The organism is Enterococcus sp. AZ067 (assembly GCF_051715005.1).
In the GTDB taxonomy this organism is placed as follows: Bacteria; Bacillota; Bacilli; order Lactobacillales; family Enterococcaceae; genus Enterococcus_D; species Enterococcus_D casseliflavus.
On the sequence record NZ_JBIOSY010000001.1, the window covers coordinates 1,567,077 to 1,592,045 of the forward strand.

The following is a 24,969-nucleotide window of genomic DNA, read 5'->3' on the forward strand; positions in this document are numbered from 1 at the left end:
TATCGTATAGAACAAGAAAGTAGGGAACGATACATGTTAAGAGTTGAAAAATTACGTGAAGCAATGAGAAAAGATTCGATTGATGGGTTCTTGATCACCAGCCCATACAATTTGCGTTACTTGACAAACTTTACTGGGACAACTGGTTTAGCAGTCATTACGTTGGACAAAGCTTTTTTTGTAACAGATTTCCGCTATACAGAGCAAGCAGCTGCCCAAGCTCAAGGATTTGAGATCGTAAAAAATAGCGGACCGATTTTTGAAGAAGTTGCAACTATCTGCCAAAAGGAAGAAATCAATGTCTTAGCATTTGAAGAAAGTTTCGTCAGCTTTGCTGAATACTCCGTCTTAGAAGACTTGATCGAGGAATCATCCCTTGCCCCTGTATCGGGGATGATCGAGGCTTTGCGGGAAGTCAAAGATGAGGAAGAGATCGCATTGATCCAACAAGCCTGTCATATCGCCGATCAAGGATTCGAACATATTTTGAAAATGGTCCGCCCAGGAATGACAGAAATCGAAGTGGCGAATCAGTTAGATTTCTTTATGCGTTCATTAGGTGCCACAAGCGTATCTTTTGAAACGATCGTTGCTAGTGGGCTGCGTTCAGCAATGCCCCATGGGGTTGCGAGTGAAAAAGTGATTGAACAAGGCGATCTGATCACGTTAGACTTTGGCTGTTACTATCAAGGCTATGTGTCTGATATGACTAGAACCTTTGCAGTAGGAGATCCTGGCGATAAATTGAAGGAAATCTATCAAATCGTACTTGAAGCGCAAGAAAAAGTCTTGGCCGCAGCAAAACCTGGAATGACCGGAATTGAACTAGATGCGATCGCTCGGGATCACATTGCTTCCTTTGGCTACGGAGATGCCTTTGGTCATTCAACAGGTCATGGGATTGGTTTAGAGATCCACGAAGGACCAAATGTATCCTTCCGCGCTGATAAAGCATTTGTTGTCGGAAACGTCATTACAGATGAACCAGGAATCTATCTTCCAGGAATTGGCGGCGTTCGTATCGAAGATGATCTTTTGATCACCGAAACTGGCAATAAAGTGTTGACACATTCACCGAAAGAATTGATCATTCTCTGATTCATCGACCTTGTTTTTCAGAAAATTCATTGAGAATAGTGGGTTATTATAGATTCTCAGTGCAGAAAATGATAAACTTAGAGCGAGAAGAAACACTGTGCCATGGATGTTATTGATTGAATCAAGCGTTGGTTTGCTTCAAACGGAAAAAACGAGCGGTTTTTTTACAAACAATACGGTACAGCTGTTTAGAATGGAGGCAAAAACGTATGAATGAAGATAAAAACCTTGTATTAAATGCAAGTCCTGAATTAGGCGAGATCGTCATCGCACCAGAAGTGATCGAGATCATTATTGGGATCGCTGCTTCTAAAGTGGAAGGTGTCTATGGGATGCGAGGAACACTGGCAAACAGTGTCACTGAATTATTAGGTCGCGCAGCTCATGGCAAAGGGGTCTACTTAACGATCGATGAAACAGGGATCAAAGTGGACATCTATTGCTATATCACTTATGGGATGTCAGTGCCTAAAGTGGCAATGGAGATCCAAGAACGGGTCAAGCAGCAAGTCTTATTTATGACAGATGTACAACTGGCTGAAGTAAATGTTCATGTTGTGGCAGTCGTGCCAGAAAAAGTAGATTTACCAGACATCGAAGAATTATTTGGAAACGATGAGGAAGAAAATGAGTAAAGAATTATCACGGCATGAAATACGGAAAATGGCGTTACAAGCTTTATTTCCACTAGACTTTAATAAAGATTTAACGAAACAAGATGCCATCATGCATGCCATCGAGTTGGAACACCATGAATTGATCGATGAAGAACAAGAGCATTTTGTGCCTGTTTATTTAGATCAATTAGTGGCAGGTGTCTGTCATTACAAAGAAGCCTTGGATGAAGTCATTCAAAATCATTTAAAAGCTGGTTGGAAAATCCAGCGTTTATCAAAAATGGACGTGACGATATTACGAATTGCTTTGTATGAAATGATCTATGTGGATAATGTGCCGAATCGTGTGGCTTTGAATGAAGCGATCGAGTTAGCGAAAACTTTTAGTGATGATCAGTCCAGAAAGTTTGTCAACGGTATTTTATCGACAGTCAATCAAGAGCTAGAAACAAAAACCAACCAGGTAAGTGAGTAATTTTCAGCCCTAACACGATCGATCAAAAGAGATCAGCTTTTTTTCGATCGAGTCAGAAACCGAACGATTTATGAGCAACCGCCTTGTTTTGACGGTCCTGCTTGATCGTTCGGTTTTTTTGCACGCACTTTGTCGGTTTACCCTCGTTTTTTCCGAAAAAAGGGAGCCTTAGACGGTGTTTTTCTTTTCAGAAAATGCTATGATAGAAAACATGAAGAAGCATATCGACAAACGATTGGTGCGTTTCTTTTTACAAAATAAGTCCGTATAATCAGGTTGGAGGAGTTGTCAGAATGGGTACATTAATCAATGGAAAAGAATTGGCTGAAAAAATGCAAGCAGCGTTTCTTTCAGAGACAGCAACACTAAAAGAGCAGGGTGTGACACCGGGATTAGTTGTTTTGCTTGTTGGAGAAGACAAAGCAAGTCAGACTTATGTGAAAAATAAAGAACTAGCTGCGGCGAAAATCGGCATCAATTCCCGTGTTGCCCGCTACCCTGAATCCATTACTGAGGCAGAATTATTAGCAGAAATCGAACAGTTCAATAACGATGATGCCTTTCATGGAATTTTGGTTCAACTTCCTTTGCCAAAACATATCAATGAAGAAAAAGTACTGTTAGCCATCAAACCAGAAAAAGATGTCGACGGCTTTCATCCAATCAATTTAGGAAAATTATTCGCAGGTGTACCTGACCGAATTCCTTGTACCCCTTATGGCATTATGAAAATGTTTGCTGCGTATGGGATCGAATTGGAAGGGAAAAATGCCTTAGTGATCGGTCGCAGCAACATTGTCGGAAAACCAATGGCGCACTTGCTCTTGGGGGCAAATGCCACCGTGACTATTGCTCATTCAAAAACCAAAAATCTGCCCGAGTTGGCAAAACAAGCGGACATTTTAGTCGTGGCGATCGGCCGCGGTCATTTTGTCACAAAAGACTTCGTAAAAGAAGGGGCTGTGGTGATTGATGTTGGGATGAATCGTGATGCCAACGGCAAGTTGATCGGCGATGTGAAATTTGATGAAGTCGAACCGATCGCTAGCTATATCACACCGGTACCTAGAGGTGTAGGTCCAATGACGATCACGATGTTGATGGCCCAAACGATCGAGGCAGCAAAGGAGACAATGAAAAACTAAATGGCGCAAGAATATTTAACGGTAACCGCATTAACAAAATATATCAAGCGTAAGTTTGACGTCGATCCGTATCTAGAGCGGGTTTATTTGACGGGGGAGATCTCCAATTTTCGTCGTCGCCCCAATCACCAATACTTTAGTTTGAAGGATGATGGTGCAAAAATTTCGACCGTCATGTTCAAAGGCGCTTTTGACAAGTTGCGCTTTCAACCAGAAGAGGGCATGAAAGTCATGGCGGTTGGGCGTATCACTCTGTATGAGGCAAGCGGAAATTACCAGATGGTGATCGAACATATGGAACCAGACGGTGTCGGCGCTCTTTATCAAGCCTATGAACAATTAAAGCAGAAATTGGCAGCAGAAGGTTTATTTTCTGCACCGAAGCAGTCCTTGCCGAAATACCCGAAACGCATCGCAGTTTTGACCAGTCCTAGTGGGGCGGTGATCAGAGATATCATCACGACGACACAGCGGCGTTACCCCATTGCTCAGATCGTTTTGTATCCAACAGTGGTACAAGGCAATAAAGCTGCGGATGATGTGGTGAAAAATATCCAACGAGTCGAAGCCGATGGGTCCTTTGATACTATGATCATCGGACGTGGGGGTGGATCGATCGAGGACCTCTGGCCTTTCAATGAAGAACGAGTGGCAAGAGCCATTTTTGATGCAAAAACCCCCATTATTTCTTCAGTGGGGCATGAAACCGATACGACGATTGCCGATTTAGTGGCGGATGTACGGGCGGCAACTCCGACCGCCGCTGCCGAATTAGCGGTGCCAGTGCTGTCGGAGGAGATTTTGCGGATCGAAGAAAGACAAGCCCGATTAGAGCAAGCATTTATGCACCAGATCCAGTACAAACAAGAACGCTATCAGCGAGTGATTGGATCGTATGTTTTTCGACAACCAGAGCGCTTGTATGAGGCACAGTCCATCAAACTCGATCAGTTGCAGCAGCGGATGCAGCAAGGCTTGCAAACCTTGCTTTATGACAAGGATCGCCAGGCACAGCAATTGATTTCACGGTTGGCCCAACAACAACCAAAAGCGCGATTACAAGCCAGCAATCAAGAGGTCAGCTATCTTTCTCAACGCTTAACGAAAGCCATGAAAGATATTTATGCGGCAAAAGAAAATCAATTTGCAAATGCAGTCCAATCCCTTGATTTGTTAAGCCCACTAAAAATCATGGGACGCGGCTACAGCTATACCACGAAAAATGAGCAGGTGATCAAATCGATTGATGCGATCGAGCCAGAAGATCAGCTGACGATCCATTACCAAGATGGCCAAGCGCTTGTCGAAGTTATTAGTACAGAAGGAGTTAATCATGGCAAATCCAACATTTGAAGAATCATTACAAGAATTAGAACAAATCGTAACCCGTTTGGAACAAGGTGATGTTCCATTGGAAGAAGCGTTAGATGCTTTTCAAAAAGGCATGGTTTTGAGCAAGCAATGCAAGGACACCTTGAGTAAAGCGGAAAAATCCTTAACAAAAATGATGACTGAATCCAATGAAGAAGTCCCCTTTGAAGAGGAAAGCCAATGAGTGCTTTGAAGGAATTTACGAAAGAACACGCCCCATTGATCGAAGAAGTTATGGAACGTTTTGTCAAAGAACACACTTCTGATCAACGACTATTTGAAAGCATGCAGTATTCGATCCAAGCTGGCGGCAAACGCATTCGCCCGCTTTTATTGGCAGCAACAGTCGCCGCTTTTCACAAACCCATCAATACCGCGGTGTACCAGTGTGCAGCAGCCCTAGAAATGGTGCATACGTATTCGCTGATCCATGATGATCTGCCAGCAATGGACAACGATGATCTGCGTCGAGGCAAACCCACCAACCATAAGGTTTTTGGTGAAGCTTTAGCGATTTTAGCTGGAGATGGTCTTTTGACGGCTGCGTTTCAATTAGTCGCTATGGCGGAAATCGAAGCCAATCAAAAAGTCTTGCTGCTGCAGCAGTTGAGTAAAGCAGCGGGCACGCAAGGGATGGTTGCCGGCCAAGCAGCTGATATTCAAGGGGAGAACCAAGCTCTTCGTCTTGAGGAGCTGATGTCAATCCATGAACGAAAGACTGGAGAATTGATCCGCTTTGCGGTGATTGCTGGTGGTGTCTTAGCCGACCAGACGGAAGAGGTTCTGCATGAATTGGATCGCTTTGCCCAGCATATTGGGTTAGCCTTTCAAATTCGCGACGATCTGTTAGATGCCACTAGTACAACCGAAGAGCTAGGCAAAGTTGTCCGCCGAGATGACGAGTTGGCGAAAAGTACCTATCCTGCTTTACTTGGCTTAGCAGGCGCGCAGCAAGCCTTGACTGAAGAATTGGGCAAAGCCAAAGAAATTCTGGCACAATTAAGCCAATACGGTCAATTTACGCAGGATGTTTTATTGGCATTTGTGGAACGATTTGAGATTCGAGGGAACGCATGAAGAAAGAACGAGTAGATGTTTTAGCTGTCCAGCAAGGCCTCTTTGAGACCCGCGAGCAAGCCAAACGAGGAGTGATGGCTGGATTGGTGTACAAAGAAAAAAACAATGAGCGCTTAGATAAGCCTGGAGAAAAAATTGCCGCAGATACACTGCTGCAGATCAAAGGGAAGAAGCTGCCTTATGTTTCTCGTGGTGGTCTCAAGTTAGAAAAAGCACTCAAAGTTTTTGATTTTGACGTAACCGATAAAATCATGTTAGATATCGGCGCTTCCACCGGTGGCTTTACTGATGCGGCGCTGCAAAATGGCGCCAAAAAAAGCTATGCACTGGATGTCGGTTACAATCAGTTAGCATGGAAGCTGCGGCAAGATGAGCGAGTGATTGTAATGGAACGGGTCAACTTCCGTTATGCAAAACCAACAGACTTCCTGGATGGTCTTCCTGAAGCCGCTACGATCGATGTTTCTTTTATTTCACTTAAACTGATCTTACCTCCCCTTTACGATATTTTGGTAGCGGATGGCGAAGTGATGGCGCTGATCAAACCACAATTTGAAGCGGGCAAAGAAGCGGTCGGAAAAAATGGGATCGTTCGTGACCCCAAAACCCATGAACGAGTGTTGGAGGAAGTACTGGCATTCGCTAAGAAAACAAAATTCGATGTATTAAACCTAAGTTTTTCACCAATCACTGGTGGCGAAGGGAATATCGAGTTTATCGTACATTTAAAGAAAAGCCTGCAAGAAGGCACCGCAGCAGGGATCGACATCCCGAAAGTTGTTGCATCAGCACATGAGACCTTTCATCAACCAAAATAAAGAATGGAAGAGAGTGGACATTTTACTTGTCGGCTCTCTTTCTTTCTTGTGCAAAATAGGATAAAATTAGTAGGAATTCATTCAGGAGGAACAAGAGATGAGAAAAAAAGAACGGCATCGCTTGATTACACGATTGTTAAGTGAACAAGATATTCAGAAACAAGAAGATTTTGTCGAGTTGTTAAAAGATCGCGGCGTCTCAGTCACACAAGCAACCATATCAAGGGATATCAAGGAATTGAAGTTAGTGAAAGTTCCTTCCCAAAAAGGCGGCTATCGCTATAGTATTCCACAAGAGACAACGGAAGACGTGAGTGGTAAACTAGATAAAATCCTAAAAACGGCGTTTGTGTCTGTCGATCGAATGGACAAATTTGTGATCCTGCGCACACTGCCTGGCAATGCTTCGGCTTTGGCGAATTTGATCGATAAGCGTTATGCCAAAGAGTTATTTGGCACGCTAAACGATGATGACAACGTCTTGATGATCACCAGAACAGAAGCAGATACCGAGAACCTATTCAAGGATTTCCAACGTTACGTATAAAAGAGGAGGCAAGGGATGCTTTTAGAATTGTCGATCCAAAATTTTGCGATTATCTCCAACCTGCACCTGTCTTTTCATGAGGGGATGACGGCTCTAACAGGTGAAACAGGTGCTGGGAAATCAATCATTATCGATGCGATGGGCTTACTAGCAGGTGGCAGAGGATCCAGTGACTATTTGCGTCAAGGCGCAGAAAAATGCCGTTTGGAAGGGATTTTTGAATGGCCGAATCAGCTGGAGTTCAAAGAGCTGACCGCAGATCTGGGTATTGATGAAGAGGAAGTTCTGATCGTACAAAGGGATATCTCTCAATCGGGTAAAACTATTTGTCGTGTTAATGGTCGAACTGTTACCTTGTCGGTTTTGCGCCAAATCGGCTTGTTTTTAGTTGATATCCAAGGACAAAATGAGCATCAAGAGCTGCTGCAGCCAGAAAAACATTTGGCGTTGATGGATGGTTTTGGAGATGATGCCTTTAAAGCGGAACTTGCAAGTTACCGTCAAGCCTATCAAGCCTATCGCTCCTTAGAAAAACATGTGCGGACCATTCAAGAAAATGAACAGCTCTATGTGCAGCGAATGGACATGCTGCGTTTTCAACAAGAAGAGATCGCCCAAGCGGAATTGATGGAAAATGAAGAAGAGCAGCTGATCGATGAACGAGAAAAACTGACCAATTATCAAAAAATAGTGGATGCTCTAGGGCAAAGCTATGGCGCTCTATCTGCCGAAGAAGTTAATAGCCTAGATGGAGTCAGTGTGGCATTATCAGAGATCCAGTCGATCGCCCATCTTGATCCTGCGTATGAAAAAATCAGTGAAGCGATCCAAAGTGCGTATTACTTGTTGCAAGATGCAGCCACTGATATTTCGCGGCAAGTCGACAACCTTGAATTAGATGAAGGCCGACTAGAAGAAGTCATTTCACGGCTGGAAACGATTCGTCAATTGAAGCGCAAATACGGGGAGTCAATTCCTGTGATTCTTGCTTATTATGACGAGATCAGCAAAGAAATCAGCGAATCAGCCTATACGGAAGGTCAGTTGGAGCAATTAGAAGAAGAGCTTGCCCAAAAAGCTGAAGCAGTTTGGCAGCTGGCGGAAGCCTTGCACGTCAAACGACGTGAATTGGCTCATCGTTTAGAAAAAGAAATCGTTCAAGAGTTAAAAGAGCTGTATATGGAGCACGCGCAATTTGAAGTACGGTTTGCATCTGGCTCAAAACAATTAAGTAGTAGCGGCTTTGATACCGTGGAGTTTTATTTGACCACCAACCCCGGTGAAGGCATGAAACCGTTAGTGCGAGTTGCTTCTGGAGGAGAGCTTTCCCGAATCTTATTAGCGCTTAAATCGATTTTCTCCCGCAAGCAAGGAATCACTAGTATTGTCTTTGACGAGGTGGATACTGGGGTCAGTGGCCGAGTAGCTCAGGCGATCGCCGAAAAAATCGCCAAGATCGCTGCGAATTCGCAAGTCTTGTGTATCACCCACTTGCCGCAAGTAGCGGCTGTGGCGGACAATCAATATTTTATCGAAAAAGCAATTCAAGAAGGTCGGACAGAAACCCATGTCCGTAAATTATCAGAAGAAGAACGAGTGGCTGAGATCGCCCGTATGCTCTCAGGTGCAGAAATCACCGATTTAACAATCGAACATGCACGAGAACTATTGGCGCTGGCTCACCGATAAAAATTGGAAACACTTATAGAAAGATTCAGGAGATGATGGACCCGCAACTTTCGTCTGCCATCCTTTCCTGATCTTCTTTTTTTGCAGGAGGATATGATGAGAAAAAGAACAAAAGTTTTGATTGGTGTATTGATCACCGTTGTTATTTTAACTATTGCCGGTTGGGTCGGTTGGCAACAACTGCATTACCCAGCAGTGGATGCTGCAGTTACAGCAGCGAAAGAGGCAGATGATGAGGGAAATGTCCTCTATTTTACTGGAGATGAAGAAAAGCCTTTGGTTATTTTCTATCCTGGTGCGCTTGTCGATGCCGAAAGCTATAGTGTATGGGCAGCAGGTTTAGCGGAAAAAGGCTATCCTGTCGCGATCGTTAAAATGCCCTTTAACATGGCTGTTTTAGCAGGCAATCGTGCAGAAGAGGTCTTGGAAGAAATTCCCCATAGCTCCTATGTCATTGGCGGTCATTCATTAGGTGGCGTCATGGCCAGCCGTTTTGCAGCGAATCAGTTGGCTGAAAACGACAACGAGTTAAAAGGCGTCTTTTTCTTTGCTAGTTACCCAGATGAAAAAGGATCCTTAGCTGATCAATCGATTGCTGTGTTGTCACTCTCAGGCAGTCAAGACCAAGTAGTGAATCAGGAAAATTGGCAAGCTGCCCGCAGCCTCCTTCCAGAAACTACGACGTTCCAAACGATCGAAGGCGGCAATCATGCTGGCTTTGGTACCTATGGGTTACAAAAAGGAGAAGCAGCAGCGGATCTTCCAAATGAAGCACAGCAAGAAGCCATCATTGAGCAGATGGCGGCATGGTTAAGTGAATTAGAATAAAAAAAAGACGGCAGAAGATGCATAGGAATGCTTCTTTCTGCCGTTTCGATTCAACAGACATTTTGGGGAAATGTTGATGAAATCGTGAAAACGCTGAACATAACAACATATTGTACTTGATTGGGGAAGCAAGATTAATAATTATGTTCTTTTTAAAATACGTTTCCTCTCACAGTATAGCACAGCATACCTTCTGGATGCACGTAATTTAATTAAGAAATCTTGTCATTTTATTTACAAAATAGTTATTTTGTAAAAGAAAAAAAGCGTTTTAAATAAAGGGGCAGACTCAGCTCAAGAAAAAAAAGCAAATAATAATTTTCATTGATTTCAACTAATGGTAAAATGAAAATAATTGATTTTTACAATCAATGACTTTCGAAAGTACAAGGAGCGTTATGATGAAAAAATTAAAACTTCTAAGTCCTATCATCGGATTGGTTATTTTACTCTCAGGATGTGCAAGCTGGGCAGATCGAGGAGAATCGATCACAGCAGTCGGGTCTTCTGCCTTGCAGCCACTCGTAGAAACCGTTGCGGAAGAATTTCAAAACTCAAATCCTGGGCGATTTATCAATGTCCAAGGAGGCGGGAGCGGCACTGGGTTAAGTCAAGTCCAAGCAGGCGCAGTCGATATTGGGAATTCTGATTTGTTTGCAGAAGAAAAGCCAGGGATCGATGCGGATGCACTCGTTGACCACCGAGTGGCAACGGTAGGTATCACACCGATCGTCAACAAAGGCGTTGGGATCACGGATATTTCAACAGAGGACTTAAAAAATATCTTCTTAGGAAATATTACAAATTGGCGTGAAGTTGGCGGAAATGATCTGCCCATCGTTTTGTTGAATCGGGCGACTGGAAGCGGCACGAGAAGTACGTTTGAAAAATGGATCATGGATGGCGAAACAGCGATTCCTTCCCAAGAGCAAGATTCTAGTGGGATGGTCCGTTCGATCGTTTCAGATACACCAGGGGCCATCAGTTATGTTGCATTTTCTTATGTGACAGATGAAGTCAACGTCCTTTCCATCGATGGGGTTCAACCAACGATTGAAAATGTAACGACCAATGATTGGAAAGTTTGGGCTTACGAGCATATGTATACAAAAGGAGAACCAACGGGATTGACCGCTGAATTTCTCGAATATATGCTTTCTGATGAAGTACAAGAGCATATCGTCGGGGATCTGGGTTATATTCCAATTTCCATCATGCAGGTGGAAAGAGATTGGGAAGGCAACATCGTCGAGTAATCTTTACACAAAATTTACACAAGCTTTAACAGAAATTGATGTTGAACCGATAAACTAATGGTTATGAGTTTAGTTTGATTTTTGAGGAGGAACCCTCGTGGAAAATGTAAAAGAAGTGTTAACAAAAAAATCCAAGCGCGCAAGAATGGAACAAAGAGGAAAGCTGGTTAGCTTTCTATGTATTGCGTTGATTGTATTGGTTGTGATCTCCATTTTTTATTTCGTTGCTAGCCGTGGATTAGCGACATTCTTTGTAGACAAAGTCAATGTTTTCGACTTTTTGTTTGGTACGCAATGGAATCCAAGTGCTGTTGGTCCTGATGGCCAACCATTAGTAGGTGCTTTACCGATGATCCTTGGTTCGTTCTTCGTAACCTTCCTATCAGCGATCGTCGCAACACCATTTGCGATCGGTGCAGCAGTCTTTATGGTGGAGATCTCCCCTCGTAACGGAGAGAAGATTTTACAGCCCGTCATCGAACTATTAGTCGGTATTCCTTCTGTAGTTTATGGTTTTATCGGTTTGTCTGTCATTGTACCAGCAGTCCGTTCTGTTTTTGGCGGTACAGGGTTTGGGATCTTGGCGGGGACCTTTGTCCTATTTATCATGATTTTGCCGACAGTGACTACGATGACTGTCGATGCATTACGGGCAGTCCCTCGGCACTACCGTGAGGCATCCTTAGCTTTAGGTGCAACACGCTGGCAAACGATCTATAAAGTTGTTTTACGAGCAGCTGTCCCTGGGATTTTAACGGCAGTTGTTTTCGGAATGGCTCGCGCATTTGGGGAAGCATTGGCGATCCAAATGGTTATCGGTAATGCGGCATTGATGCCGACGAGCTTAGTGACACCTGCATCAACATTGACATCGATCTTAACCATGGGTATTGGGAATACGATCATGGGAACAGTCCAAAACAACGTTCTATGGTCATTAGCCTTGATTCTCTTATTGATGTCCTTACTATTTAACATTGTCATTCGCTTTATTGGGAAGAAAGGAGCATTGAAATAATGAATGCAAAACGTTCAGATAAAATTGCTACCGGCGTCTTGTATGCTGTTGCTGGAGTCATTGTTTTGATTTTGGCTTCCTTACTATTGTACATTTTGGTACGTGGTATTCCCCATATCAATTGGGAGTTTCTGACTTCTTCTTCAAAAGCGTATCAAGAAGGTGGCGGGATCGGCATCCAATTGTTCAATTCCCTATACTTGCTTTTAGTGACAATGATCATTAGTTTTCCGATTTCTTTAGGAGCGGGGATCTACTTATCAGAATATGCGAAGAAAAACTGGTTGACGGATATCATTCGGACATCGATCGAAATCTTGAGTTCACTGCCTTCTGTGGTTGTCGGTCTTTTTGGTTTCTTGGTCTTTGTTATCCAGTTTGGTTATGGCTTTTCGATCATTTCAGGTGCCTTGGCATTGACTTTCTTCAATTTGCCACTATTGACTAGAAATGTGGAAGAATCTCTACAAGCGATTCATTATACGCAGCGTGAAGCGGGCTTGTCTTTAGGCTTATCCCGTTGGGAAACTGTCACACGCATCATTGTTCCAGAAGCAACACCAGGAATTTTGACTGGGGTCATTCTAAGTTCTGGTCGAATTTTTGGTGAAGCGGCAGCGCTGATCTACACTGCAGGACAAAGTGCACCGGCCCTTGATTTTACAAACTGGAATCCATTGAGTGTTTCCAGCCCGATCGGTCTTTTCCGACAAGCGGAGACGCTGGCAGTCCATATTTGGAAAATCAATACAGAAGGTACGATGCCTGATGGCGCTCAAGTTTCAGCCGGGGCTTCGGCGGTATTGATCATTGCCGTCTTGCTATTTAACTTTGGCGCCCGTGCAGCTGGCAAACGGTTGTACAAGAAAATGACGTCAGCATAAGGAGAATGACAGTATGAACGATTACAATTGGGACGATCGAAATATCATTACCTTCGATAAACCAGAAGATGTGGCGCTTTATACCACTGACTTGCATGTATGGTATGGATCAAATGAAGCCATCAAAGGCATTGATCTACAATTTGAAAAAAATAAAATCACCGCATTGATCGGACCTTCCGGTTGCGGTAAATCAACGTATCTGCGTTCTTTGAATCGAATGAATGATGGGATCGCAAACACGAGAGTCACAGGAAACATCATGTATAAAGGAGTCGACGTCAATACAAAAGAAGTCGATGTCTTCGAAATGCGCAAGCGTATCGGCATGGTTTTCCAACGACCAAACCCTTTCAGTAAATCGATCTATGACAACATCGCCTTTGCTTTGCGACGTCATGGAGAAAGAAACAAAAAGAAATTGGATGAAGCAGTCGAAACCAGCTTGAAACAAGCCGCACTTTGGGATCAAGTAAAGGACAGCTTAGACAAAAGTGCTTTGGCATTGTCCGGTGGACAGCAGCAACGTCTGTGTATCGCTCGAGCAATTGCGATGAAACCAGATATCTTACTTTTAGATGAACCAGCTAGTGCCCTTGATCCAATCTCAACAGGGACAGTGGAAGAAACTCTTATCAACTTGAAAAACGACTATTCAATCATCATCGTGACCCATAATATGCAGCAAGCTGCTCGGATCAGCGATTATACAGCCTTTTTCTACTTAGGAAATGCGATCGAGTACGATGAGACCCGTAAGATATTTACTCGTCCAAAAATTAAAGCAACAGAAGATTACGTATCCGGTCATTTTGGCTGAGCCGATTCGATCAGTAAACGGAGGCAAAACAATGGCAGAAGAAATTATTACATCGAAAGATCTGCATTTATACTACGGAAAAAAAGAAGCATTAAAAGGAATCGACCTTTCCATCAAAAAAGGCGAGATCACTGCAATGATCGGACCTTCAGGTTGTGGGAAATCGACCTACTTGCGTTCTCTTAATCGAATGAATGATTTGATCCCTGGTGTGACAATTACAGGAAGTGTTGTCTATAAAGGGAAAGACATTTATAGTCCAAAGCAAGACATCGTTGATTTGCGCAAAGAAATCGGGATGGTTTTTCAACAACCGAATCCTTTTCCCTTTTCAATTTACGAAAATGTGATTTATGGGTTAAAATTAAAAGGAGTCACGGACAAGGCGATTCTTGATAAGACGGTAGAAGAAAGCCTGAAAGCAGCTTCTGTCTGGGAAGATGTCAAAGACAAACTTCACCAAAGTGCGCTTTCTTTATCAGGTGGACAACAGCAGCGGGTTTGTATCGCTCGGGTATTGGCTGTCGATCCAGAAATCATTTTGCTGGATGAACCAACCAGTGCGTTAGACCCCATTTCATCAGGGAAAATCGAGAATACCCTTCTAGCACTGAAAGAACGCTACACCATGATCATCGTGACCCACAACATGTCACAAGCTTCAAGAATCTCAGATAAAACCGCGTTCTTTTTGGACGGCAACTTGATCGAGTTCAATGACACGAAAAAAGTGTTCCTAAGTCCAAGCAAAAAAGAAACAGAAGATTATATCTCAGGAAGATTTGGTTAGGAGGAAAAGGGATGTTGCGTACACAATTTGAAGAAGAATTATTAAATTTACACAATCAATTTTATGAAATGGGGATGCTAGTCAGCAGTGCCATTCATAAATCTGTGCGAGCATATGTCAGACATGACAAAGAAATTGCGCAGGAAGTAATTGAAAATGATTTGGCGATCAACAATATGGAAGTTCGTTTAGAAAAAAAGAGCTTTGAGATGATTGCTTTGCAACAACCAGTAACGACCGATCTACGAATGATCATTACTGTAATGAAAGCCAGCTCTGACTTGGAGCGGATGGGGGACCATGCGGTATCCATTGCGAAGTCAACGATTCGGGTCAAAGGCGAAACACGGATCGCCGAAATCGAAAAAGAAATCTCAGATATGTCGGATTACGTCAAAAAAATGGTTGATAATGTCTTAGTGGCGTATGTAAAAACTGATCAAGATGATGCCCGCATGATCGCTCAAATGGACGATCGGGTCAATGAATATTACAAAGACATTTATTACAAAACGATCGAGAGTATGAAAGAAAATCCAGAAACAGTTGTCAGTGGGACCGATTATTTATCCGTTGCTCAATACTTGGAACGAATCGGTGACTACGTAACGAATATTTGTGAATGGATCGTGTATCTTGCTACTGGGAAAATCAGTGAATTGAATACAAACCGTACGGAAATGATTTAAGAAACCAGCTTGGGTTCTTGATCACATATCTCTTTTAAAAGAGATGGGACGGACCGTCGAAAGCAGTTGTCCTTTAAGGAGTAACTTCTCTCGGCGGTCTTTTTGATTTGAAAGAATCGCTTCAATCGATGACGTGAATAGGATAGGCAGAATAGAAAATGGCTCCTCCATAAAGATGGCCAATGGAAATCGATTCTATCGTCCTTGAAATTTACTAGTTGAGCCGTCTATGCTTTTCGTCGCCGACCTGCAGTGAAAGGAGCAATCACTCATTTACTCTAGCAGGCCTATTCCTTAAGAGTTCTACTAGCTGAAACTTTTGTTTCTATTGGTTTTTCGTGGTACTGTTAATAATAGGAAGATCGTTTTGAGCCTAGTGTAATGAAGAAAAAGTGTCGGTTTTGCTTGCCAATCTGCAGATTGAGAAAAACTTGGTACTTAAGACCTATGACACTTTTGCAAAAACAAGGCATAATAGGTTCGTAAGCTAAACTTGCAATCACACATTTGCTGAAGGAGGCAATTTCCATGAACGAAAGAGAACGTATATTGGATCTAGTAAAAAAAGGTGTGCTTTCTACAGAAGAAGCCTTGGATTTACTAGAAGGTATGGCAAAAGCCAAAGACGAAAAACAAATTAACAAAGCTGCTGCTGAGGTAACCGCGGATAAGAATGCGACAAGCCCATTTGATGATACTGAAAACGACGATGAGATGTTCACGTTTGACAGCGAAGAAAAACTTCGTCAAAACGAAGCGCAAGACAAAGAAAATCTTGAAAAGATTCTCGATGGTTTAGCAACGGAAGCCAACCAAGCATCTGCTGAGTTGGACGAAATCAATGCTGAAATTCTTGGCGTCAAAGAAGAATTAAAAGAAGCACAAGAAACACTGATGCAATTGAACACCAAAGAAGAGTTGGATCAATTGTCAGAAGATGAATTGGCTACGCGTCACGAAACAGAAGCGACCATTACTGCCTTGGAAGAAACCTTAGATGGTTTATCTGAGGAAAAAGCAGAATTGGAAGCAAAATTAAAAAATATTCGCAAAGACCAATGGTCTCAAACAAAAGAAAAAATTTCTCAAAAATTAGATATTCCAGAGGATTGGAAAGAGCAAGCGACTGACACCTTTAACCAAGTAAGTGAAAAAATGGTCGATGCCAGCACACACTTCGGACACTTCTTGAAGAAAACGGTTCGGGCAGTGACAGAGTCAGTCAATGACAACATGGAATGGAAAGACATCAACCTGAAAGTTCCTGGTGTTGCAGCGACAAAATTTGAGCACACATTCAGCTATGACGAAACGGCAGCGACATTGATCGATGTGAAATTGGCAAACGGCAATGTTTCCTTCCAGTTATGGGATGAACCAGGCGTCAAAGTAGATGCCAAAATCAAACTATATGGTAAAATGGATGCGGCGGAGCCTTTCGATGCTTTTGAAGCAAGAAGCCAAATCAATGTCGATGATGAACGCATCTCTTTCCAAATTCCCAACAAACGCATTCGTGCCGATCTCGTTTTCTACTTGCCAAAACGTACCTATGATCATGTGGCAGTGAAATTGCTGAACGGCAATGTTACATTCAATGAATTGGATGCGAAAGATGTCTATACAAAATCAACAAACGGCAATATCGATTTCCGCAAAGTAAACGCATCGATGTTAGAGATTGAAGGCGTGAATGGAACGATCACTGTTCAAGAGGGTGAGATTTTAGATGCCATTATCGAAACGGTGAACGGCGACGTTACGTTGACAGCAACGCCACAAAATACCGGCATTTCTTTAGTTAACGGCAATATCCGTGTGACCTACAAAGAAGAAACGGTCCAAAAATTAAACGCCAGCTCTGTAAATGGGAATGTCAAAGTAGCATTACCGACAGGAATCGGTTTTGAAGGGATCGCAAAAACAAGTTTAGGTAGCATCAACAATCGTTTAAGCGAGATGGAAGTTGTGCGTGAGAAAAAAGAACGCCTAAACCAACTATTGCAATTCCGTCGGGTTGCCGATAAAGTCGCTCAAATCGATCTATCCACAACAACAGGAAATGTCTTTATCAAAGATACAGACCAATAAGAATCGCTGGGTTTACACTCATTAAAGAAAAGAAGGAAGGTGTAGATAAATGAACAAAAAATTAACAAAATCAGCCAATAACGTTGTCATTACAGGTACTCTAGGGGGGCTGGCAGAATACTTGCGAATTGATCCAACCATCGTTCGCGTGATCTATGTCTTTCTATCTTTAGTGACTGCTGCGTTTCCTGGAATCACTTTATATATCATCATGGCGGTCTTGATTCCTTCTGGTCGCAAGAGCACCTCAGGATATGGCCACGACAATCACTACTACAAACAAAACAAATACAATGAAGCAAATCGTCCCCGTAAAGAAGCGGAAAAGGTGGAGGATGAGGACTGGAGTGACTTCTAGTGTCTTATTTTCAACGGCTTATCATGAATACACTGACGTTTGTCACATTGGCGGTTCTATTACCAAATATGATCCATGTTCAAAGCATTATGACTGCAGTGATCGCCAGTTTCGTACTGTCGATCCTGAATGCTTTGATTAAACCAATTCTGATCGTCATTTCATTTCCATTGACTTTACTGACGCTTGGTTTCTTCACTTTTGTGATCAATGCGCTCATGCTGAATTTGACTTCGTATTTTGTTGGGTCAGCCAACTTCGGCTTCTCCTCGTTTGGGGCAGCGCTATTAGTGGCACTGATCATGTCAGTGATCAATATGATCGTGACTGAACACCATATCGAAAAATATTCACGTTAAAAAGACGTTTCACGTTTTCTCCCACTAGCTATGAAGCTAGTGGAGAAACGGAAACGTCTTTTTTTAGTTTAACTTTTCTTCTTTGATAGCAGCAAGGTACGTATCTACTGCCTGTAACGTCTCATCAAGCGCCCCTTTTTCAAAAGGTGAACGTAAATGAGCAAGAGACAGGATCTCAAGGAATGTTTTCGTGCCGCCGATTTCGCAGATGGCCAAATAATCTTGCCAAGCGGTTTCGTCTTTTGCCACGATGAATCGATACCAAAATTGGAACGCACACACTTGCGCCAATGTATAATCGATATAATAGAAAGGTGATTCAAAAATATGCCCTTGTCTAAACCAATACAAGCCACGATCAAGGTCTGGATATTCTGAATAATCCCGTTCTGGGCAATATTGGCGCTCTAATTCCCGCCAATGGGCTTTGCGCTGTGCTGGTGACCACTCAGGATGCTCATAAACGTCTTGTTGGAAGTGATCCACTAAAACGCCATAAGGCAAAAATTGCAGGCTGCTAGCAAGATGCGCAAATTTGTATTTTTCTGTTTCTTCTTCAAAAAAGGCATTCATCCATGGCCAGGCGATAAACTCCATCGACATTGAATGGATCTCGCAAGACTCATAATTGGGAAAGAGAATTTCCGGTTCTTTGATCCAACGAGAGCGAAAGGCTTGAAACGCGTGGCCAGCTTCGTGGGTCAAAACATCGACATCACCAGAAGTGCCGTTAAAGTTGGCAAAGATAAATGGCGATTGATAGTCTTGGATAAACGTACAATAGCCGCCAGATTGTTTGCCTTTTTTGCTTAGTAGATCAAGTAGGTCATGCTCGACCATAAAATCAAAAAATTCGCCAGTTTCAGGGGATAGTTCCTGATACATCACACGGGCTTTTTCTACTAGTTCTTCAGGAGTTCCTTTAGGCTCTGCGTTACCACTAGGATAAACAAGCGGCAGGTCGGTAAAGGTTGCCTGAGTCAATTGATTACGCTGCGCCTGTCTTTGGTACAGTTTTTGGGTAATTGGGACGACTTTTTCTAAAATTTCCCGACGATAGGTCTCGATCATTGAACGATCATAGTCCCAACGATTCATTTGGGTATCCGCAAAGGCAACATAATTTTCAAAGCCGAGCTTGTGGGCGATCTCGGTACGAACCTTGACCATCTCGTCATAAATTTGATCAAAACGGTCTTCATTTTCCGTGAAGAAAGCCGTTTGTTTTTCAAACGCTTCTTTTCGAACACTGCGATCTTTGTTTTCGGTAAATGGTCGCAGTTGTGCGAGGGTATAGGTCTCTCCTTGGAAGTCGATTTGGGCAGAAGCGACCAATTTGCTGTAATCAGAAGCCAATTGGTTTTCTTTTTGAAATAATTCGATCAAGGCCTCATCAAAAAGCTTCACACGGCTTTCGGCAAATAAAAAAAGTGTTTCTGGATATTCGGCTTTTAATTCATCTAAGACAGGTGAAGCCAGGAGCGCTTGATAGAATTGAAAATCCAGAGCTTCAAAATGAGGCTGATATTCATTCCAAAAGGTGTCTTCTGCTTCATAAAAGGCATCGTTGGTATCGATCGAATAGCGGATCGAAGCCAAGTTCATTGCGGTATCGATCGTTCCTCTTAGTTCGTTCAAAGCATCAAGGGCTTGCTTCGCCTCCGAGAAGGTATCGGCTGACTGAAGGTTTGCTAATGCTTTTTTGAATGTTTCTTGATAAACTGGAAAATCAGGGCGTTGATACTTGTATGCTGAAAATTTCATTAAAAATCCCTCCTTAGTAAAATAATAACACAAACGAAAAAGAATGAGGACTTCTATTGGCGAAGGTAGTAACTTTACTGATAGAATGATAAAATAGAACCAGAGTGTCGTTTACAAGAAACAGCGGCAAGAATCATTGAGAAAAGAGGGAAAACCTATGGCAGAAACCGTCAAAGTCAGCGAGCTGGCGGAGGCTTTAAATTTAGAGATAGTTGAAGGAACTGAAAACAGTTTAGAAAGAGAAATCATTACCGGCGATATTTCCCGACCTGGTTTGGAATTGACGGGTTATTTTAATTACTATTCCCATGATCGTCTGCAATTATTCGGCAGCAAAGAGATCACCTTTGCGGAACGGATGATGCCAGAAGAACGCTTGATGGTGATGCGCAAAATGTGTGCCGAGGATACCCCAGGGTTTATCGTTTCTCGCGGCTTGGAAGTACCAGCAGAAATGATTCAAGCCTGCAAAGAACATGAGATCACAATTTTGCGTTCGCCCATCTCAACCTCACGTCTGCAAGGAGAGCTTTCTAGTTTCCTCGATGGACGCTTAGCCACAAGAACCAGTGTCCATGGGGTATTAGTGGATGTCTATGGGCTAGGTGTTTTGATTCAAGGCGATAGCGGAATTGGGAAAAGCGAAACAGCCTTAGAGTTAATCAAACGTGGGCATCGATTGATCGCTGACGATCGGGTGGATGTGTATAAGCAAGATGAATTGACTTTGGTAGGGGAACCGCCAAAAATCTTGCAGCACTTGATCGAGATCCGCGGAATCGGGATCATCGATGTCATGAATCTTTTTGGTGCCAGTGCCGTACGAGGGTATATGCAGGTTCAAGTAGCGGTGTATTTAGAAGCTTGGGCGAAAGACAAAAAGTATGATCGACTAGGAACCGATGATACGACGGTTGAAATTGGTGGCGTCGATGTACCACAAATCAAGATCCCCGTAAAAACTGGTCGAAATGTTGCGATCATTATCGAAGTCGCTGCCATGAATTTCCGAGCGAAAACGATGGGCTACGATGCAACGAAGACCTTTGAAAACCGATTGACGCAATTGATCGAAGAAAATTCTGGAAACTAGAGAGGATAAGATAGATGTTAGGTTTAGTAAATCGAGTCGCATTTGAACTATTTGGTTTGCCGATTTATTGGTATGCGATCATTATCGTATCAGGCGTGATCATTGCTATGTGGTTAAGCACGAGAGAGGCGGTTCGTGTCGGGCTCAAGCCAGATGATGTGACTGATTTTATGTTGATTGGATTGCCAGTAGCGATCATTGGTGCGCGGCTTTATTATATTCTGTTTGACTTGCAATACTACATTGATGACCCAAGTCAAATTTTCAATATTCGCTCTGGTGGGATCGCGATCTACGGCGCACTGATCGCCGGGGGGATCTGGCTATACTTTTTCTGCCAACGAAATTTTATTTCTCCCTGGACCTTCTTAGACATCGCCGCACCAAGTGTCTTATTGGCACAAGGCATTGGGCGTTGGGGCAACTTTATGAACCATGAAGCATTTGGCGCTGAAGTCAGCCGCTCCTTCTTAGAAAGTTTGTATATACCGAAATTCATTATCGATAATATGTATATCGATGAAGCGTATCGGCAGCCGACCTTTCTTTATGAATCGGTTTGGAACGTGATTGGATTTATTGTTTTGATCTTCTTGCGTAAGAAAACTGGGTTATTAAAAGAAGGCGAAGTCTTCTTGAGCTACTTGATTTGGTATGGATTCGGGCGCTTCTTTATTGAAGGAATGCGTACCGATAGTTTATACTTATTTGGTGGAATCCGTGTGTCACAGGCACTTTCCGCTTTATTGTTCTTCGGAGCGATCGCTTTAATGATCTGGCGCAGGAAAAAACAAGCGTTAAAGGATTACAACCGCAGCTTTGGTAAGAACCAAGCGATTATCTAAACAGTTATTTTATCGAAATTATGGTAAAATGATGAAGTGCATGAATTTGCGAAAAGGATAGAGGAGGTTTCCATAGTGAAACAGAAAATCGCCGTCTTAGGTCCCGGATCATGGGGGACTGCTTTGGCACAAGTCTTGTCTGAAAATGGACATGAAGTGACTATTTGGGGGAACAATCCCGCCCAAATCGATGAAATCAATACGTATCATACGAATCGGCATTATTTGCCAGATCTGAAGCTTCCTGAAAATATTCTAGGCTGTAAAGATTTAGAAGAGGCGATCCAAGGGGCAGATGCCGTCTTGTTTGTCGTACCAACTAAAGCGATTCGTGCCGTGGCACAAGAATTCACTAAGAAAACAACTGGCAAGCCAGTCATTATCCATGCCTCAAAAGGGTTAGAACAAGGCAGTCATAAACGAATCTCAGAAGTACTTGCCGAAGAGATCCCAGCTGATAAACGGCAAGAAATCGTTGTCTTGTCAGGACCATCTCATGCGGAAGAAGTCGCTGTCCATGATATCACCACAATCACGGCAGCTTCAGAAAATGAAGCGGCTGCTAAGTATGTACAAGAGCTATTTATGAATGATTACTTTAGAATCTACACGAATAACGATGTGATCGGTGTCGAAACTGGCGCCGCTTTGAAAAACATCATCGCCATTGGTGCCGGTGCTATCGCAGGACTTGGCTTTGGGGATGATGCGAAGGCAGCGATCATGACCCGTGGGTTAGCAGAAATCAGTCGTCTTGGTGTGGCAATGGGTGCCAATCCTTTAACCTTTATCGGATTGAGTGGGGTTGGCGATTTGATCGTCACTTGTACCAGTGTCCATTCACGGAACTGGCGTGCAGGAAACCTATTAGGAAAAGGCCATAGCTTAGATGAAGTATTAGACAATATGGGGATGATCGTTGAAGGAGTTTCAACCACAAAAGCTGCCCGCGAATTAGCAGAAGCTTTGTCGGTGGAAATGCCAATAACAGAAACGATTTATTCGGTCTTGTATGAAGGCAAAGACATCAAGCAAGCAGCGAAAGATATTATGCTGCGAGACGGCAAAGAAGAAAACGAATTTTCGGTAGATCAATCATTATGATTAAAGGAGCGAGTCACATGAATGTCAAAAAAGCAGTTATCCCAGCAGCCGGTCTGGGTACCCGATTTTTACCAGCTACAAAGGCAATGGCAAAGGAAATGTTGCCGATCGTTGACAAACCAACGATTCAGTTTATCGTGGAAGAAGCTTTACAATCGGGGATCGAAGATATTTTGATCGTAACAGGGAAAGCAAAGCGTCCAATCGAAGACCATTTCGATGCCAATTTAGAATTAGAGATGAATCTAAAAGAAAAAGGCAAGACGGAGCTTTTGAAATTAGTGGAAGAAACAACTGACGTAAATCTTCATTTCATTCGCCAATCTCATCCGAAAGGATTAGGCCATGCCGTATTACAGGCTCGGGCATTTGTCGGAAATGAACCGTTTGTAGTTATGCTAGGTGATGACTTGATGGAAGATCAAGTACCGTTGACGAAACAGTTGATCGATAATTATGAAAAAACGCATGCATCAACGATCGCTGTCATGGATGTTCCTCATGAAGATACATCAAAATACGGGATCATTGATCCTGGTATGGAAGTTGAAAAAGGCTTGTTCAATGTCAAAAACTTTGTTGAAAAACCAGCGCCAGAAAATGCGCCAAGTGATTTAGCAATTATTGGCCGCTACTTGCTGACCCCTGAAATTTTTGATATTTTAGCCAATCAAGAACCAGGTGCTGGTGGCGAGATCCAATTGACGGATGCCATCGACACATTAAATAAAACCCAACGCGTGTTTGCTCATCAATTTACCGGCAAGCGTTACGATGTTGGAGACAAATTCGGTTTCTTAAAAACAAGTATCGAGTATGGTCTAGTGCACCCTGAAGTCAAAGACAGCTTGAAAGAGTATTTGATCGAGTTAGGAAAAGAACTAGCTCCGGCTCAAAAAGAAGTCAAAGAAGCACCGAAAGCGTCAAAAAAATAACAAAAACTCCTAAACAAGGCGATTTCTGATGAAATTGCTTTGTTTTTTTATTATTTCTCGTTGAAAGCGGATAATTTTCTTAAAAATGCAGTCTTTTATTTGTAGAAAGTGCAGTGAAATGCTATTCTTAATATAAGTAAATGGGGAAAGGAGCCATTCTATGTCAGGAGGAGAACTAGCTGCATTGATTGCTGCGATCGCATTTGTCGTATTGGTCATTTTCGTCGTTCGTTTGTTGATGCAAGTCAGCAAGACAATGACCAAAGTAGACAAAACGGTCGAAGAGGCAAATACAACCATCCGTGTCATTACCAAAGACGTTGATATTCTTTCAAAAGAGGTTGAAGGTCTATTGGTAAAAACGAATGAGCTTTTACAAGATGTGAACGGAAAAGTCGCAACCATCGATCCTTTGTTCACAGCAGTTGCAGATCTAAGTACCAGTGTTTCAGAACTAAATGTTTCTGGAAAAAATTTAATTACGCGCGTGGGTAGTCTTGGCCGGACCACTGCCAAAGCAACGGTAGCTGGAAAAGTCGGTCAAACAGCCATGAAATTTTTCAAAGACAAAAATAACCAAAAATAAAAGGAGGACTTTCAATGAGTAAAAAAGGCGGATTTTTATTAGGAGCAATCATCGGAGGAACAGCGGCAGCAGCAGCAGCACTTTTGTTGGCGCCAGAATCTGGTAAAACATTAAGAAATAAATTAGCAAAACAAGCAGACGATTTATTAGATAAAGCATCTGATTATGGTGATTTAGCCAAAGAAAGAAGTACGGATCTTGTCGATATCGCTAAAGATAAAGCAGCAAAATTAAGCGAGCAAGCATCTGACTTCACCGGTTCTTTAACAGCGAAAGTCGATGACTTAAAAGAAACAGCAGCTGGTTCATCAGAAGAAACCGTTGAAGAGTTAAAGAAACAAGCAGGTGACCTATCAGAACGCTTCAAAAAATCAGCGAACGAGGTCAAAGAATCAGCGAAAGATGCCAAAGTAGACGCTGATGACACGGTGCAAGATATCATCATTGATGCAAAATCTTCTGCAGCGGATATGAAACAAACCGTCAAAGAAGGAGCACAAGAAGCAAAACCTGTAGTTGAAGAAGCCAAAAAAGACGGTCAAGCAGCCGCAGCTGATTTGAAAAAAGAAGCTGGAAAAGCAGCAGATGATGCCAAAAAAACAGCGAAAGCAGAAGCAAAAGATGCCAAAGCTGACTTAGAAGATGCGAAAGAAGAATTAAAAGATACATTAGAAAAAAACAATCCTGAAGCATAAGTAAGGATACAAAAATT

27 protein-coding genes are annotated in these 24,969 nt (G+C 42.7%); 26 read left to right on the top strand and 1 reads right to left on the bottom strand.

Going from position 1 to position 24,969, the window contains the following annotated elements; translation table 11 throughout:
• The first annotated feature begins 33 nt into the window (after positions 1–33).
• The 20 genes from IGI82_RS07420 (at position 34) to IGI82_RS07515 (ending at position 17,930) form a co-directional block, all read left to right on the top strand.
• Entirely contained in the window at positions 34–1,098 is a 1,065-nt protein-coding gene (locus tag IGI82_RS07420) for a M24 family metallopeptidase (RefSeq protein ID WP_005225769.1), read from the top strand.
• Between the two features lie 209 nt (positions 1,099–1,307).
• Positions 1,308–1,733, top strand: coding sequence for an Asp23/Gls24 family envelope stress response protein (locus tag IGI82_RS07425; protein WP_005225770.1), 426 nt, complete (start codon positions 1,308–1,310; stop codon positions 1,731–1,733).
• Complete coding sequence (gene nusB, locus IGI82_RS07430) at positions 1,726–2,190, top strand: transcription antitermination factor NusB (protein WP_034858046.1); 465 nt, start codon at positions 1,726–1,728, stop codon at positions 2,188–2,190. Before IGI82_RS07425 ends, nusB begins: the two co-directional genes overlap by 8 nt.
• Before the next feature lie 293 nt (positions 2,191–2,483).
• Positions 2,484–3,335 (top strand): bifunctional methylenetetrahydrofolate dehydrogenase/methenyltetrahydrofolate cyclohydrolase, encoded by an 852-nt coding sequence (locus IGI82_RS07435; RefSeq protein WP_005235351.1) that lies wholly within the window; start codon positions 2,484–2,486, stop codon positions 3,333–3,335.
• Positions 3,336–4,688, top strand: a complete 1,353-nt coding sequence (gene xseA / locus IGI82_RS07440; RefSeq protein ID WP_087627323.1) for an exodeoxyribonuclease VII large subunit — start codon at positions 3,336–3,338, stop codon at positions 4,686–4,688.
• Positions 4,669–4,890, top strand: a complete 222-nt coding sequence (locus IGI82_RS07445; RefSeq protein ID WP_005225774.1) for an exodeoxyribonuclease VII small subunit — start codon at positions 4,669–4,671, stop codon at positions 4,888–4,890. Before xseA ends, IGI82_RS07445 begins: the two co-directional genes overlap by 20 nt.
• Complete coding sequence (locus IGI82_RS07450; protein WP_081116532.1) at positions 4,887–5,783, top strand: polyprenyl synthetase family protein; 897 nt, start codon at positions 4,887–4,889, stop codon at positions 5,781–5,783. The genes IGI82_RS07445 and IGI82_RS07450 overlap by 4 nt, the downstream gene beginning before the upstream one ends.
• Complete coding sequence (locus IGI82_RS07455; RefSeq protein ID WP_005225776.1) at positions 5,780–6,601, top strand: TlyA family RNA methyltransferase; 822 nt, start codon at positions 5,780–5,782, stop codon at positions 6,599–6,601. The genes IGI82_RS07450 and IGI82_RS07455 overlap by 4 nt, the downstream gene beginning before the upstream one ends.
• Before the next feature lie 97 nt (positions 6,602–6,698).
• Positions 6,699–7,148 carry an arginine repressor gene (gene argR / locus IGI82_RS07460; RefSeq protein WP_005225777.1) on the top strand — a complete coding sequence of 150 codons (450 nt, stop codon included), beginning with the start codon at positions 6,699–6,701 and terminating at the stop codon, positions 7,146–7,148.
• Positions 7,149–7,163: 15 nt separating this feature from the next.
• The gene (recN, locus tag IGI82_RS07465; protein ID WP_010747998.1) at positions 7,164–8,837 is read left to right on the top strand and encodes a DNA repair protein RecN; all 1,674 of its coding nucleotides are present in this window, start codon (positions 7,164–7,166) and stop codon (positions 8,835–8,837) included.
• Between the two features lie 96 nt (positions 8,838–8,933).
• On the top strand, positions 8,934–9,665 hold the full coding sequence (locus IGI82_RS07470) for an alpha/beta hydrolase (protein WP_438841991.1): 732 nt from the start codon (positions 8,934–8,936) through the stop codon (positions 9,663–9,665).
• A 401-nt stretch (positions 9,666–10,066) separates the two neighbouring features.
• Positions 10,067–10,921, top strand: a complete 855-nt coding sequence (locus IGI82_RS07475; protein ID WP_010748000.1) for a phosphate ABC transporter substrate-binding protein PstS — start codon at positions 10,067–10,069, stop codon at positions 10,919–10,921.
• Between the two features lie 97 nt (positions 10,922–11,018).
• The gene (pstC, locus tag IGI82_RS07480) at positions 11,019–11,939 is read left to right on the top strand and encodes a phosphate ABC transporter permease subunit PstC (protein ID WP_005225781.1); all 921 of its coding nucleotides are present in this window, start codon (positions 11,019–11,021) and stop codon (positions 11,937–11,939) included.
• Positions 11,939–12,823, top strand: coding sequence for a phosphate ABC transporter permease PstA (gene pstA, locus IGI82_RS07485; protein WP_005225782.1), 885 nt, complete (start codon positions 11,939–11,941; stop codon positions 12,821–12,823). Before pstC ends, pstA begins: the two co-directional genes overlap by 1 nt.
• Before the next feature lie 13 nt (positions 12,824–12,836).
• Positions 12,837–13,643 (top strand): phosphate ABC transporter ATP-binding protein PstB, encoded by an 807-nt coding sequence (pstB, locus tag IGI82_RS07490; protein ID WP_005225783.1) that lies wholly within the window; start codon positions 12,837–12,839, stop codon positions 13,641–13,643.
• Between the two features lie 31 nt (positions 13,644–13,674).
• Complete coding sequence (gene pstB / locus IGI82_RS07495; RefSeq protein ID WP_005235379.1) at positions 13,675–14,433, top strand: phosphate ABC transporter ATP-binding protein PstB; 759 nt, start codon at positions 13,675–13,677, stop codon at positions 14,431–14,433.
• A gap of 11 nt (positions 14,434–14,444) precedes the next feature.
• Complete coding sequence (gene phoU / locus IGI82_RS07500) at positions 14,445–15,122, top strand: phosphate signaling complex protein PhoU (protein ID WP_005225785.1); 678 nt, start codon at positions 14,445–14,447, stop codon at positions 15,120–15,122.
• A 528-nt stretch (positions 15,123–15,650) separates the two neighbouring features.
• Positions 15,651–17,213: a daptomycin-sensing surface protein LiaX gene (gene liaX, locus IGI82_RS07505; RefSeq protein WP_438841992.1), complete on the top strand. Its 1,563-nt coding sequence runs from the start codon at positions 15,651–15,653 to the stop codon at positions 17,211–17,213.
• Positions 17,214–17,262: 49 nt separating this feature from the next.
• Complete coding sequence (locus tag IGI82_RS07510; RefSeq protein ID WP_010748006.1) at positions 17,263–17,571, top strand: PspC domain-containing protein; 309 nt, start codon at positions 17,263–17,265, stop codon at positions 17,569–17,571.
• On the top strand, positions 17,571–17,930 hold the full coding sequence (locus tag IGI82_RS07515) for a phage holin family protein (RefSeq protein WP_005225788.1): 360 nt from the start codon (positions 17,571–17,573) through the stop codon (positions 17,928–17,930). The genes IGI82_RS07510 and IGI82_RS07515 overlap by 1 nt, the downstream gene beginning before the upstream one ends.
• A gap of 63 nt (positions 17,931–17,993) precedes the next feature.
• On the opposite strand, the gene IGI82_RS07520 is transcribed toward IGI82_RS07515, so the two are convergent.
• The gene (locus IGI82_RS07520; protein WP_438841993.1) at positions 17,994–19,694 is read right to left on the bottom strand and encodes a M3 family oligoendopeptidase; all 1,701 of its coding nucleotides are present in this window, start codon (positions 19,692–19,694) and stop codon (positions 17,994–17,996) included.
• A 157-nt stretch (positions 19,695–19,851) separates the two neighbouring features.
• Here IGI82_RS07520 and hprK point away from each other — a divergent pair, with 157 nt between their 5' ends.
• From hprK to IGI82_RS07550, 6 genes are all read left to right on the top strand, one after another.
• Positions 19,852–20,787 (top strand): HPr(Ser) kinase/phosphatase, encoded by a 936-nt coding sequence (gene hprK / locus IGI82_RS07525; RefSeq protein ID WP_005225790.1) that lies wholly within the window; start codon positions 19,852–19,854, stop codon positions 20,785–20,787.
• Positions 20,788–20,801: 14 nt separating this feature from the next.
• A complete protein-coding gene (lgt, locus tag IGI82_RS07530; RefSeq protein ID WP_010748008.1) occupies positions 20,802–21,632 on the top strand; it encodes a prolipoprotein diacylglyceryl transferase in 831 nt (276 codons plus the stop codon).
• A gap of 75 nt (positions 21,633–21,707) precedes the next feature.
• Positions 21,708–22,736 (top strand): NAD(P)H-dependent glycerol-3-phosphate dehydrogenase, encoded by a 1,029-nt coding sequence (locus tag IGI82_RS07535; protein ID WP_005225792.1) that lies wholly within the window; start codon positions 21,708–21,710, stop codon positions 22,734–22,736.
• A 17-nt stretch (positions 22,737–22,753) separates the two neighbouring features.
• Complete coding sequence (gene galU / locus IGI82_RS07540; protein ID WP_005225793.1) at positions 22,754–23,671, top strand: UTP--glucose-1-phosphate uridylyltransferase GalU; 918 nt, start codon at positions 22,754–22,756, stop codon at positions 23,669–23,671.
• Positions 23,672–23,831: 160 nt separating this feature from the next.
• Positions 23,832–24,257: a DUF948 domain-containing protein gene (locus tag IGI82_RS07545; protein WP_005235398.1), complete on the top strand. Its 426-nt coding sequence runs from the start codon at positions 23,832–23,834 to the stop codon at positions 24,255–24,257.
• Between the two features lie 14 nt (positions 24,258–24,271).
• Positions 24,272–24,952, top strand: coding sequence for a YtxH domain-containing protein (locus IGI82_RS07550; protein ID WP_087627328.1), 681 nt, complete (start codon positions 24,272–24,274; stop codon positions 24,950–24,952).
• Positions 24,953–24,969: the final 17 nt, after the last annotated feature.